15 protein-coding genes are annotated in these 12,394 nt (G+C 30.0%); all 15 read left to right on the top strand.

Annotated features, from left to right (window positions below; all coding sequences use genetic code 11):
• The first annotated feature begins 25 nt into the window (after positions 1-25).
• The 15 genes from RBU61_RS10075 to RBU61_RS10005 all read left to right on the top strand — a co-directional run bounded on the left by RBU61_RS10075 (position 26) and on the right by RBU61_RS10005 (position 12,360).
• Entirely contained in the window at positions 26-973 is a 948-nt protein-coding gene (locus RBU61_RS10075) for an SPFH domain-containing protein (RefSeq protein ID WP_308875243.1), read from the top strand.
• A 354-nt stretch (positions 974-1,327) separates the two neighbouring features.
• Entirely contained in the window at positions 1,328-1,618 is a 291-nt protein-coding gene (locus tag RBU61_RS10070) for a DUF2325 domain-containing protein (protein ID WP_308875242.1), read from the top strand.
• A gap of 41 nt (positions 1,619-1,659) precedes the next feature.
• Entirely contained in the window at positions 1,660-2,085 is a 426-nt protein-coding gene (locus tag RBU61_RS10065) for a flavodoxin (RefSeq protein WP_308875241.1), read from the top strand.
• A 308-nt stretch (positions 2,086-2,393) separates the two neighbouring features.
• Positions 2,394-3,074, top strand: coding sequence for a response regulator transcription factor (locus tag RBU61_RS10060; protein ID WP_308875240.1), 681 nt, complete (start codon positions 2,394-2,396; stop codon positions 3,072-3,074).
• Positions 3,075-3,161: 87 nt separating this feature from the next.
• Positions 3,162-4,082, top strand: coding sequence for an ATP-binding cassette domain-containing protein (locus tag RBU61_RS10055; protein WP_308875239.1), 921 nt, complete (start codon positions 3,162-3,164; stop codon positions 4,080-4,082).
• Entirely contained in the window at positions 4,075-4,827 is a 753-nt protein-coding gene (locus tag RBU61_RS10050; RefSeq protein WP_308875238.1) for an ABC transporter permease, read from the top strand. Before RBU61_RS10055 ends, RBU61_RS10050 begins: the two co-directional genes overlap by 8 nt.
• A 23-nt stretch (positions 4,828-4,850) precedes the next feature.
• Positions 4,851-5,753 (top strand): HAMP domain-containing sensor histidine kinase, encoded by a 903-nt coding sequence (locus RBU61_RS10045; protein ID WP_308875237.1) that lies wholly within the window; start codon positions 4,851-4,853, stop codon positions 5,751-5,753.
• Positions 5,754-5,934: 181 nt separating this feature from the next.
• Positions 5,935-6,150: a hypothetical protein gene (locus RBU61_RS10040; protein ID WP_308875236.1), complete on the top strand. Its 216-nt coding sequence runs from the start codon at positions 5,935-5,937 to the stop codon at positions 6,148-6,150.
• 273 nt (positions 6,151-6,423) lie between these two features.
• A complete protein-coding gene (locus RBU61_RS10035) occupies positions 6,424-7,008 on the top strand; it encodes a flavodoxin family protein (RefSeq protein ID WP_308875234.1) in 585 nt (194 codons plus the stop codon).
• Between the two features lie 213 nt (positions 7,009-7,221).
• Positions 7,222-7,731, top strand: a complete 510-nt coding sequence (locus tag RBU61_RS10030) for a GNAT family N-acetyltransferase (protein WP_308875233.1) — start codon at positions 7,222-7,224, stop codon at positions 7,729-7,731.
• An 18-nt stretch (positions 7,732-7,749) separates the two neighbouring features.
• Positions 7,750-8,400 (top strand): L-fuculose-phosphate aldolase, encoded by a 651-nt coding sequence (locus RBU61_RS10025; RefSeq protein ID WP_308875232.1) that lies wholly within the window; start codon positions 7,750-7,752, stop codon positions 8,398-8,400.
• Positions 8,401-8,427: 27 nt separating this feature from the next.
• Positions 8,428-9,456, top strand: coding sequence for an S-methyl-5-thioribose-1-phosphate isomerase (gene mtnA, locus RBU61_RS10020; protein ID WP_308875231.1), 1,029 nt, complete (start codon positions 8,428-8,430; stop codon positions 9,454-9,456).
• 30 nt (positions 9,457-9,486) lie between these two features.
• A complete protein-coding gene (locus tag RBU61_RS10015) occupies positions 9,487-10,254 on the top strand; it encodes an S-methyl-5'-thioinosine phosphorylase (RefSeq protein ID WP_308875230.1) in 768 nt (255 codons plus the stop codon).
• Between the two features lie 30 nt (positions 10,255-10,284).
• Positions 10,285-11,457, top strand: a complete 1,173-nt coding sequence (locus RBU61_RS10010) for a PLP-dependent aspartate aminotransferase family protein (RefSeq protein WP_308875229.1) — start codon at positions 10,285-10,287, stop codon at positions 11,455-11,457.
• A 111-nt stretch (positions 11,458-11,568) separates the two neighbouring features.
• Positions 11,569-12,360 (top strand): class I SAM-dependent methyltransferase, encoded by a 792-nt coding sequence (locus RBU61_RS10005; protein ID WP_308879801.1) that lies wholly within the window; start codon positions 11,569-11,571, stop codon positions 12,358-12,360.
• The last annotated feature ends 34 nt before the right edge of the window (positions 12,361-12,394 follow it).

Genomic DNA, 12,394 nt, shown 5'->3' with positions numbered 1-12,394 from the left:
ATTTCAAAAGGAAAGGATGATATAGATGAGCTTTTTCAGAGGACAATTTGCCAATGTGGTGGAATGGGAAGAATTTAGAGACGATATGATTTTTTGGAAATGGAGCAATAGGGAAATTAAAAAGGGAAGTAAATTGATTATTCGTCCTGGTCAAGATGCTATATTTTTATTTAATGGTAAAATAGAGGGAATATTCAAAGATGAGGGAGAATACGATATTGAATCTCAGATAATACCTTTTTTATCTACACTAAAGGGATTTAAATTTGGATTCAATACTGGTATGAGAGCGGAAGTTTTATTTGTAAATACAAAGGAATTTACTGTAAAATGGGGTACTAAAAATGCCATAAATATTCCTACACTAGGACTTCCAGGTGGTTTACCTGTTAGAGCAAATGGTACCTTTAATTTTAAAGTAGGAGACTATATTACATTGATAGATAAAGTAGCTGGTGTGAAAAATTCTTATTTAGTAGAGGAAGTAAAACTTAGAATAACATCAATACTTGATCAATTATTGATGAAGTGGATTACTAAGGAAGGAAAAGATATGTTTAATCTCCAGGCCAATGCCTTTGACATATCTAGAGGAATTAAAGAAGACTTAGATATGATGGTTTTAAACGATGGAATAAATATTACTGGATTTAATGTAATGAGCTTTAATTATCCTGAGGAAATTCAAGATATGATAAATAAAAATGCTTCCCATAGTATGGTAGGAGATATAAATAGATATCAGCAAATATCCATGACAGACGGCATATCTTCAGGAAAAGTTAAGGGTGGCGGTGCAGCATCGGATATGGCTGGAATGATGATGGGAATGAATATAGCTAAAGAGATGATGGAAAATATAGATAAAAATAAGGAAACTTCCAAGGGAGAAAAGCCTAATTTCTGCCCTAACTGTGGGCAAAAAACTGGAGAAGGAAAATTCTGTGGGAATTGTGGAGAGAAATTGGTATAATATTATATTAAAAAATAGTATTTTATTCTTTAAAGAATAAAATACTATTTTTTAATATACGTAGATATGCATTAAAATTATGATTTACCATAGATTTATATAAATTAATTCAAAAAAAGTAACTAGAAAATTTTAAAAATATATTGACAATTAAGGCTTGTTTTGATATTATACGATATAAGTTAATAAAGATAATAAATATATGTAAATACATACTACTTGCGAGAAGTAGTTTTTTTAAAACTTGCAATTGATAATGATTATCAATACCGACATAATAATATAAAAATTACCTAATGAGAGGAGGTATACTATCTGATTTAAATAGAATTTCAAATTAGATAGGTAAATAAAATGTGTATAGTTTTAGTAGGCGGACATGATAGAATGCATGGAGAATATAAAGAAGTAGGAGGTAGGCACGGCTATAAGATGAAGGTTTTTACACAGATGCCATCTAAGCTTAATAAAAGTATTGGTGATCCAGATGCTATTGTATTATTTACCAGTACAGTTTCTCACAAGATGGCTTTAACTGCCGCAAAAGAAGCTAAACGAAAAAACATACCTTTATTAAGATGTCATAATAGTAGTAAAAACTCTTTAGAAGAAACATTGTTACAGTTAAAGATAAAAGTATCTTAAAAGGATACATAAGAAGTTATAATAGAAAGGATGGGAAAAATATGAAAAAAGTAGCTATAATATATTGGTCTGGTACAGGAAATACGGAAGAAATGGCTAATTTAATAAATAAAGGAATTGAAGAAAAAGAATGTGAAGTAAGGATATGCCCTGTAAGTCAAGGAAAAATAGAAGATATAGATTGGGCAGATATAGTAATATTAGGATCACCTTCAATGGGATCTGAAACTATTGAAGAAGATGAAATGGAACCCTTTGTTGAATCCATAAAGAACAATCTAGGGGATAAGGTAGTAGGATTATTTGGCTCCTATGATTGGGGAGACGGCGAATGGATGAGAAATTGGGTTGAAAGAATGGAATCCTATGGTGCCAAAGTATTTGATGAAGGATGTATAGTCAATTTAGCTCCAGAAGGAGATCAAGGAAGTAAATGTATAGATTATGGCAGAAGAATAGTAGAATAGAAATATATAAATAATGGACAAGAATTTTAGGCATAAAATTCATATAATCTAAGCTAATAAGGAAAAGTTCTAAAGAACTTTTCCTTATTTTATTATGAATACCTTTTGAAAGGAAAACTTGAATATTTTGAGAGCTGGAAATATAATATATAGACAGGTCTATAGGATAGTCTAGAGATAAACTCTTTAAGAGTTAAAGAAGTCGGAGAAGAATATAGAATTACTAGGAATGACGATTTATAGATTGCATCCCTATATGAAGTCAATAGATGCTTATATAAATATAATAAACTGATGAAGGTGAAAAAATGAAGAATATATTGATTATAGAAGATGATAAAGAAATTAATGGTCTATTATGTAAGACTTTGCAAAATAATGGTTATGGTATAGTATCTGCTTTGACTGGTATAGAAGGATTAGAACATTTGAAAAAGGAAAGATTTGATATGGTACTTTTAGATTTGATGTTACCATACAAAAGTGGAGATACTATTTTACATGAATTAAGAAAATTTACAGATATTCCAGTTATAGTAATTTCTGCGAAGGATTTAATCCAAACAAAAATTGATTTGCTTCGTTTAGGGGCAGATGATTATATCACAAAGCCCTTTGATATCGATGAAGTAATAGCGAGAATAGAGGCTAACTTACGCAGAAGACATTTTAATAAATCAGAGGCAAACCAGATCATTGTCTATAAAGATATTATGATGGATGTACAAAGCAAACAGGTTATTATTAATGGAAAAGATGTAATGTTTACGGCTACAGAATTTAAGATAATGGAATTACTATTATCACATCCTCAAAAGGTCTTTTCAAAGGCCAACTTATTTGAGAGTATATGGGAAGAGGAATATACCGTAGATGATAATACATTGAATGTTCATATAAGCAGATTACGTCATAAGTTAAAAGAAGCAAACTCTGATATGGAGTATATTGAGACATTATGGGGATTGGGCTATCGGTTGGTAAAATAAAACTTATGATTTTGATAATATTTCGTAAGGTTTTCGTTAGAAATGTTTCTTATACTTATATTATTAAAAGAAAGGGGGATACATTTGATGGATTGTATATTGCAAACATGTGAACTTTCCAAAACCTATGAAAATACCCTTGCCCTTGATAATGTAAATATAAGAATAGAAAAAGGTGGTATTTACGGTTTTGTTGGGCAAAATGGTGCAGGAAAAACTACTTTTATGCGTATTGTATCTGGGTTATCTTTTCCAAATAAGGGAGACATAGAATTATTTGGTGTTTCCGATAAAAAGGGGCTTGCAGAGGAGAGAAAACGTATGGGCTGTATTATTGAAACTCCAGCGTTTTATCCTTATATGACAGCTTCTGAAAATATGGAAGCCATGAGAATAACCCAGGGGATACCTAATAAGAAAGTTGTTAACCAAGCCCTTGAGATTGTAGGGCTATCTGATACAGGAAAGAAAAAAATACAAAATTTTTCTATGGGCATGAAGCAAAGATTAGGAATTGCCACAGCTTTACTAGGAGAACCAGAATTTTTAATGCTTGATGAACCTACAAATGGATTAGATCCAGTGAGCATAGTGGAGATTAGAGAATTACTTATTCGACTTGTGGCTGAAAAGCAAATAACGATTTTGATTTCAAGTCATATATTAAGTGAGTTATATAGTTTGGCGACAAATTATATTATCATTCATCAAGGTCGAATACTACAGAGTATTACAAAAAAACAATTAGATGAACGCTGTAAAAAGCATATTTCTATCCATGTCAACGATGTTTCTCATGCAGTTACAGTTTTGGAGCGTAACTTATTTACGAGAAATTATAAAGTTATGCCAGATAATTCTATCACATTATATGATTTTATTGATGATATTCAAAGGGTTATTACCGCCTTTTCAGAACATAACCTAATCATAAAAAATATTATGGTTGCCGGTGATAGTTTGGAAAATTATTTTGTAAATACGATTGGGGGTATTAACCATGTTTAATTTGATTAAGCTTGAGTTTTATAAATTGAAAAGGCAAGATATTCTTAAAGTTTTGCTTTTAATCGTCATTGGGATTTCTGCTTTTAGTGCATTTTCAGAAATAAGGATATTAATGAGTGATGGTCTAAGGGGAAGCGGTAAGGAGGGCTATACAAATGGATTTAGAGATATGTTCATGCTCTTTGTAAGTGGAATATTTGCAGGGTTTTATATCGGCTCTGACTTTTCTAATAAAACAATACAGTCTCAGTTATTCCAAGGATATAAGAGATTAGATATTATTATATCAAAGGCACTAGTTTTCTTTATAGGTACTTCTATAATAATGCTTTTGTATCCTATTACCGTTTCCATCATCTATACATTCAAATACGGCTGGGGAGAACCCTTTACAATAACATCTGTACTATTTATTTTAAGGGTGGCAGCTTTGGGTATTATTTTGAATGTAGGCACAACAAGTATTTTTGTTTTGTTAGCCTTTTTATGTAAAGATATACCTAAAACAATTTGTACTTGTTTTGCTTTCCCAGTTTTGATTTCAGCCATAAGTAGTACCTTGGGCAAGGCTGTTCCTGTTATTGGAGATTTACTTAGATTTACTACATTGGCGCAGATGGGAAGTATTATTGATGACATCATATTACCATCCACAGTCTTAACAGTATTTTTAACTGCTATGATTACGGTGATTATTGTTATTTCATTGGCTAACTTATTATTTGCAAAGGCAGAAGTGAAATAATTAAAACAGAAAGGAGTGCTGATATGATAGTTATATTATTTTTGATTATTATAATAGCTGTTTTGTCGGCATTTCTTATTATCTTAAAGAATGAGATGCGTTCTATAAAGCGACAATTACATAAGCATATAGCTGGAAATGAAAGGCCTATTGATATTTCCTTAATAGATAAAGATATTACGGGATTGGCTTCTGAAATAAATGATATTATTTTTTATCAGAAAGAAAAGAATAATGAAATCTTAAAACGTGAGAAGCAACTTAGAGAAGCAATATCAAGTATTTCACATGATCTTCGGACACCTCTTACTTCAATTATAGGTTATTTACAGTTATTGCAAAAAACAAAACTGGATACTGAACAGCAGGAATTTGTTGATACAGTATTATCTAGAAGTGAAGATTTGCGACGTTTTATTAATATTTTTTATGATATATCCGCTTGGGAGGGGAAGGAAAGTACCCCAGACCTGGAGCAATTAAATTTAGATAATATCATTACTAATAGTATTCTCATATATACAGAACAATTTGAAACTAAGGGAATAGTACCAAGCATTACATCGTTAAGTGAACCAACTTTTGTTATTGCAGATGAAGTTATGTTAAAGCGTATTATAGATAATCTTGTTTCTAATGTAGTAAGCTATGGAAAAAATGAATTTCATATTAGTATTACTAAAGATAAAAATATAGATATTACTTTTCAAAATGATATTTCAGAAGAGTATGCAATAGATATAGATAAAATCTTTGATAAATTTTATAGGGCGGATTTATCTCGTAATAGTCCCAGTACTGGACTTGGTCTTTATATTGTAAAATTACTTGTTGAAAAAATAAATGGAATAGTTAATGCACAGCTGGAGAATAAAAAGTTGAGCATAACTCTTTCATTTAAAAATCAGAGTCATACTTCACCATAAATTAGAATAATTGACATTTGATATGATAGTCCCTTCAATGCTAGTGAATTAATCTATAGGTAGATATTTTATCCTTTAAATATAAAATTAAAGGAACTTATAGGGCTAAGATTTATAGAATATTAGTATGAGAGAATAATATAAAGAGATAAATTGAAGTAAATTCTAAGGGGGAAGGTTAATGAAAATTTTGTTATTGCCTTTTATTATATTATTTGTACTAATATTCGCATTGATAGGGGGTGTATTAAAAGTAACTGGTAGATTACTAGTTGGATTATTAGGTTTGTTTTTCACCATTATTGGTATTATACTAAGTTTAACTGTTATTGGTATTGTTGTTGGTATCCCAGTTTTGATTTTAGGGATTATAATGATTATAAGTATTTTTTTCTAAGAACATTAATAGTTGATGTTTGTGAGTTGGCAGTTACAATTTAATAGAAAGTTTGTTATAATATTAGAAAATATAAAAGTTAAAGTTAAACTTTAACTTTAAAGCTTAAGGATTGTAAAATACAGCTTTGTGTCTTTGATGTTAATATTATACTTTAACATTAAGTAAGAAAATCAATCTTAAATTTCCAGAATTCTTTTAAGATTGAGAAGTTTTTATTTGACTTTTTTAAAGATAATGTTTATAGAAAAGATATATTTAGGGGGAAAACCAATGGAAAAAAGATGGCTTGCAATATTAGGGAGTCCAAGAATAGGGAAAAACACTGATACATTAATTAATCATTATATAGAAGGGTTAAATAACAGAGGAAGAAAAGTAGATAAGGTTGTATTAAGCCAAATAGAACAAAATATCTGTAGTGGATGTGAATATTGTATTAAAAATAAAAAATGTTATTACAATGATGAAATGTCTGAAATAATTGAAAGAGTTAAAACTGTAGAAGGCATAATTTTAGGGTCTCCTTCTTATAATTACAATGTGACTTCATATATGAAGATATTTCTTGATAGACTTTTTTCATTATTTACTTTCGATAAAGGTAGCTGGAGCAGCCAATTAGATTCTAAAGACATAAAGTCCATTATAATAGGTGTATGTGCTGGTCCAGATGAATTAAGTATGGGTTTTACAATGGAAGCAATGAAAAGAGTAATGAAGGACCATGGAGTAGAAATAATCATAGAGGAAAGGTATTTTGGAACAAAGAGAAATCCAGTAGAAATTAATAAAGATATTAGAAATACTATTACAAGAAAACTTAATAATAGTTTTAATTATACTTTTATAAATTAGTATATTGATTTCATAAAAGTATTTAAAACTACATATAATTAGGACAAGCTAATCCATATGTAGAATTTGCTATAAATAGATTTTGATTAGTTTTCTTTCTCAAAAGTCAATCAAATATAGAATTCATTAGCTAAGATTATACTTGGCTTTAACTAAATTTCTAAATTGGATTTGATTTTGAAAATATCTTATATTTTAAATAGGAGTGATGGAATGGATTTTAGAATGGCAGATTATAAGGACATAGATGATATAATGAATATAATATTTAAGGCTCAAGAAAACTTTAGAAACAACAAAATAGATCAGTGGCAAAATAACTATCCTAATGATGATATTATAAGAGAAGATATAAAAAATAAAAATAGTTATGTGTTACTAAAAGATGGTATCATTATTGGAACCGTATATCTAAGCTTTGATGAAGAACCAACTTATAAAAAGATTTATAAAGGGCAATGGCTAAGTAATGGAAAATATGCAGTGATACATAGAATGGCTGTTGATTCAGAATATAAAGGATTGGGACTTGCTTCTCTTATGATGAAGTACGTGGAAGATATTTGCTTAAATAAGAATATTCATAGCATAAAAGTAGATACCCATAGTGAAAACCTTTCAATGCAAAGGTCTTTAGAAAAAAACGGATATAGATATTGTGGAATAATATATTTAGAAGATGGAAATGAAAGAGTTGCTTTTGAGAAATTGTTATTAAACTAGTAAATAGGAGTTGATTTAATGATAATGTTAGAAGAAAAAAAGCTAATTGTTGAATATGGGAAAAAGCTAGCTACATCCAATCTTACTAAAGGAACAGGTGGAAATTTAAGTGTTTATAATAGAGAGAAGAGCTTAATGGCTATTTCCCCCTCAGGTATAGATTATTTTAAAACAGGTGTGGAAGATATTGTAGTTATGAATTTAAAGGGAAATATAGTAGATGGGCATAGAGAGCCTTCTAGTGAATATGATATGCATAGGATTTTCTATGAAAATAGAGATGATATAGATGCCATAATTCATACTCATACCATGTATGCAACTACATTGGCTTGTTTGAATTGGTCATTGCCTCCAGTACATTATATGGTGGCATTAGCAGGGCTTGATGTGAGATGTGCAAATTATGCTACCTATGGAACTAAAGAGTTAGCAGAAAATGCCTTTGAAGCTATGAAGGATAGATATGCAGTACTTTTAGCCAACCATGGACTTTTAGCAGGTTCAAAGGATTTAGCCAATGCTTTTAATATCACTGAAGAAATTGAATATGTAGCAGAATTATATTATAGAACTAAAGCTATAGGAGAGCCAGTAATATTATCTGAAGAAGAGATGACTTTAATGATTGAAAAATTTAAGACCTATGGACAGGTGAAAAAAGATTAAACTAGATTTAGAGGGGAGAGAAGAATAATGGAGATAAAAACCATAGAGTTTAAAGATGATATATTATATTTAATAGATCAAAGAAAATTGCCAGGAATTTATGAAATATTTCAGTGTAAAGATTATAAAGAAGTAGAATTTGCCATTAGAGATATGGTAGTCAGGGGAGCACCAGCCATAGGAGCTACAGCGGCATATGGAGTAGTATTGGCGGCGAAGGAGTTCTTAAAAGAAGATGAATTCTTTAAAAAGCTGGAAGAAGCTTTAGTTTTTCTAGGTAATTCCAGACCTACAGCAGTAAATTTAATGTGGGCAATTAAGAGAATGAGAGTTTTAATAGAAAGCAACAAGAACCTACCTTTAGATGAATTATATAAAAGGATAAAGGAGGAAGCAGACAATATACTTGCTGAAGATATAGAAACAAATAAGATCATGGCAAAGTATGGCAATGAAGTAATAAAAGAAAATGCTACTATTTTAACTCATTGTAATACAGGAGCATTAGCAACAGTAGGTTATGGAACAGCTCTTGGAGTAATTAGAGAAGCTCACTATACTGGAAAGAATATATTTGTATACGCAGATGAGACAAGACCTAGACTTCAAGGAGGCAGATTAACAGCTTGGGAACTGGTGCAGGAAGAAATTCCATCAAGATTAATAGCTGACAATGTGGCTGCAACTTTAATAAGAGATGGAAAAATAGATGTAATCTTAGTTGGAGCAGATAGAATCGCCACTAATGGAGATACTGCAAATAAAATAGGAACTTTTATGTTATCAGTAATAGCTAAAACATATAATGTTCCATTTTATATAGTAGCACCTACAACGACTATAGATTTTGATATAGAAACAGGTAAAGAAATCGAAATTGAAGAAAGAGACATATCTGAAGTAACTCATATAGATGGAATAAGAATTGCTCCAGAAGGAATAGATGTATATAATCCTGCATTTGATGTTACACCTTGGGAGAATATAACTGGAATAATAACTGAAAAAGGAATTATTAGACTTCCATATAAAGAGAATATTATGAAATTAAAATAAGAATTAAATATAAATTATAGAGGTGAGAATATGGAAAAGGCTATAATTGGAGGAACGGGAGTATATGATGTAGGAAGTATAAGTGAAAAAAGATTAGTAAATACAAAATACGGTGAAGTTGAAGTAGATATTTTGAATATAAATGGAGAAGAAATCGTATTTTTGGCAAGGCATGGAAAGGAACATTCTGTACCACCTCATTTAATAAACTATAGAGCAAATATAATGGCTCTAAAACAATTGGGAATCAAATATATATATGCAACAGCTGCAGTGGGATCTTGTAATGAAAACTATGAACTGGGAGATATTGTTTTAATAAAAGATTTCATAGATTTTACAAAACTAAGACCAATGACTTTTTTTGAAGGAAAAGATGAGCCAGTAAAGCATGTGGATATGAGTGAACCCTATTGTAAAAAATTAAGAGAGAAATTTTATCTAACTGCTAGGGATATAGGATTAAATATAAAAGGTGAGGCAGTATATGTATGTACTGAAGGCCCGAGATTTGAAACACAGCATGAAATAAAGATGTACAAGAATCTAGGTGGAGATGTAGTAGGAATGACTAATGTGCCGGAAGTAGTACTGGCAAAAGAATTAGGTATGTGTTATGGAGTAGTGGGAATCATTACGAATTGGTGTACAGGAATGTGTGGAGAAATTGCCATACACGATATTCAAGGAGCATTAGAAAAAAGTAAAGCAAAGATTACAGAAGGATTTATTAAAGTATTTTTAAGTGATTTAAATCAAGAAAATTGTAAATGTAATAATTCAATTATAGAACTGTAAGTAATCTAAAATAAGATTTGGAGGGATAAAATGAGATTTGATACAAGGACTATTCATGGAGGGATTAAAGGAAAAAATCCAAGTAATGCCTTAAACCCACCTATATTTCAAACTTCCACATTTGTATTTGATAATATAGAACACGCAAATAAAATAATGTCTTTTGAATCAGATGATTATGTTTATACAAGAGGAAACAACCCTACCATTAGATTATTTGAAAATCGAATGGCAGAATTAGAACATGGAGTAGGAGCAGTAGCTTTTTCTTCAGGAATGGCAGCTATTAGCTCTACTATATTTTCTTTATTAAAACCCAAAGATACCATTATAGTTCACAAAACCCTATATGGTTCATCTTATAGTGTAGTCACTGAACTATTACCAAAATATAATATAAATTATAAAATTGTAGATTTAACAGATTTGAATGAGCTTGAAAACACAATAGATGAATCTACTAAAGTTATATATTTTGAAACTCCATCAAATCCTGATTTATCTATTATAGATATAAGAAAGGTTAGAGAAATAGGAAAGAAAAATAATATAAAAATAGTAGTTGATAATACTTTCGCCTCACCATATTTTCAAAATCCATTATTATTAGGAGCAGATATAGTAGTTCATAGTGCTACAAAATATATCTGTGGTCATGGTGATGTAGTGGCAGGAGTTGCCATATCTAAGGATATAGAATATATAAATTATTTAAAATTTGGCTATATGTGTGAATTTGGAGGAGCCATGAGTCCTTTTAATGCTTGGTTGCTTCTTAGAGGATTAAAAACCTTAGGAATTAGAATGAGGCAGCATGAAAAAAATGCAAAGGAAGTAGTTGACTTCCTAAAAAATCATCCAAAGATAGATTCAGTCCTATATCCAGGTTTAGAGGATTTTAAAGGTCATAATATAGCAAAGGAACAGATGAAAGGCTTTGGAGCTATAATAAGCTTTGAAGTAAAGGGTGGATTACAATCTGCAATAAAATTTGCAGATGGATTAAAGTTGGCTCAGTTGGCAGTTAGTTTAGGAGATTGTGAAACCTTAGTTCAGATACCGGCTGCAATTACTCATAGAGGGTATCCAAAGGAAAGATTAGCCGAATTTGGTCTTACAGAAAGTATGGTGAGAATATCTGTTGGATTAGAAGATAGCAAAGATATAATTGAAGATTTAGAAGAAGGACTAAAACTAATTTAAAAACAGTAAGAATGAAATCTTACTGTTTTATAATAAATGGAAATAAACTTATTATTATGATATTTATCTTTGTAATTAAATCTATTAAAAAGGGAGTGATTAAGCTTGAGAATGGAAGATATATTTGAGATAAAAAATGAAGAAGAAAGAGTGTCAGCAATTTATAATATTTTTGATGAAAGTACACGATTATCTACTAAGGCAACTAGAGTTGAATTTTTAACTACCATAAGACAGATTGAAAAATATCTTAAACCAGATACGAAAATATTGGATTTAGGTGCTGGTACTGGAGAATATAGCTTATATTTCGCAAAAAATGGATTCCAAGTAACGGCAGTTGAATTAGTGGAAAGTCATGTTTCTCAGATTAAAGAAAAAATTAACGAGGAAATGTCACTTGAAGTTTTTCAAGGAAATGCAATGAATATATCTATGATTGAAGATAAAACCTACGATATAGTATTATGTTTTGGACCATTATATCATTTAGAGAAAATTGGGGACAGAATGAAATGTATAGAAGAAGTAAAGCGAGTTTGTAAAGATAATGGTAAAATGTTCTTTGCCTTTATTTCCAATGATATGGTGATTACGACTGAAACCATGTGTTACAATCCTAGTTTTCTAACTGGATATACATATAATCACGATACCTTTAAAGTTAGAGATTTTCCATTTGTTTTTCATACAGTAGATGATTGTAGACAAATATTAAGAGATTCAGGTTTAACAATTAATAATGAGGTTGCTACAGATGGACTAAGTGAGTTATTAGCAGATAATATAAATAATATGGATGATGAAACCTATAATAAGTGGCTAAATTATCACTATTATTACTGTGAAAAACCAGAATTTTTGGGAGCTAGTAACCACCTTCTATTTATAACTAGTAAATAATATATCTATTAAAAGATTATATAAGGAGGAAAGA

The organism is Tissierella sp. MB52-C2 (genome assembly GCF_030931715.1).
Taxonomy (GTDB): Bacteria; Bacillota; Clostridia; order Tissierellales; family Tissierellaceae; genus Tissierella.
Note: the sequence above shows the minus strand (reverse complement) of the source record. Positions and strands in the feature narration are given on the sequence as shown.

Bases quoted from the DNA above. Each gene is read 5' to 3' on its own strand.
- RBU61_RS10075 (WP_308875243.1), top strand. From the start codon at position 26: ATGAGCTTTTTCAGAGGACAATTTGCCAATGTGGTGGAATGGGAAGAA.
- RBU61_RS10070 (WP_308875242.1), top strand. From the start codon at position 1,328: ATGTGTATAGTTTTAGTAGGCGGACATGATAGAATGCATGGAGAATAT.
- RBU61_RS10065 (WP_308875241.1), top strand. From the start codon at position 1,660: ATGAAAAAAGTAGCTATAATATATTGGTCTGGTACAGGAAATACGGAA.
- RBU61_RS10060 (WP_308875240.1), top strand. From the start codon at position 2,394: ATGAAGAATATATTGATTATAGAAGATGATAAAGAAATTAATGGTCTA.
- RBU61_RS10055 (WP_308875239.1), top strand. From the start codon at position 3,162: ATGGATTGTATATTGCAAACATGTGAACTTTCCAAAACCTATGAAAAT.
- RBU61_RS10050 (WP_308875238.1), top strand. From the start codon at position 4,075: ATGTTTAATTTGATTAAGCTTGAGTTTTATAAATTGAAAAGGCAAGAT.
- RBU61_RS10045 (WP_308875237.1), top strand. From the start codon at position 4,851: ATGATAGTTATATTATTTTTGATTATTATAATAGCTGTTTTGTCGGCA.
- RBU61_RS10040 (WP_308875236.1), top strand. From the start codon at position 5,935: ATGAAAATTTTGTTATTGCCTTTTATTATATTATTTGTACTAATATTC.
- RBU61_RS10035 (WP_308875234.1), top strand. From the start codon at position 6,424: ATGGAAAAAAGATGGCTTGCAATATTAGGGAGTCCAAGAATAGGGAAA.
- RBU61_RS10030 (WP_308875233.1), top strand. From the start codon at position 7,222: ATGGATTTTAGAATGGCAGATTATAAGGACATAGATGATATAATGAAT.
- RBU61_RS10025 (WP_308875232.1), top strand. From the start codon at position 7,750: ATGATAATGTTAGAAGAAAAAAAGCTAATTGTTGAATATGGGAAAAAG.
- mtnA (WP_308875231.1), top strand. From the start codon at position 8,428: ATGGAGATAAAAACCATAGAGTTTAAAGATGATATATTATATTTAATA.
- RBU61_RS10015 (WP_308875230.1), top strand. From the start codon at position 9,487: ATGGAAAAGGCTATAATTGGAGGAACGGGAGTATATGATGTAGGAAGT.
- RBU61_RS10010 (WP_308875229.1), top strand. From the start codon at position 10,285: ATGAGATTTGATACAAGGACTATTCATGGAGGGATTAAAGGAAAAAAT.
- RBU61_RS10005 (WP_308879801.1), top strand. From the start codon at position 11,569: ATGGAAGATATATTTGAGATAAAAAATGAAGAAGAAAGAGTGTCAGCA.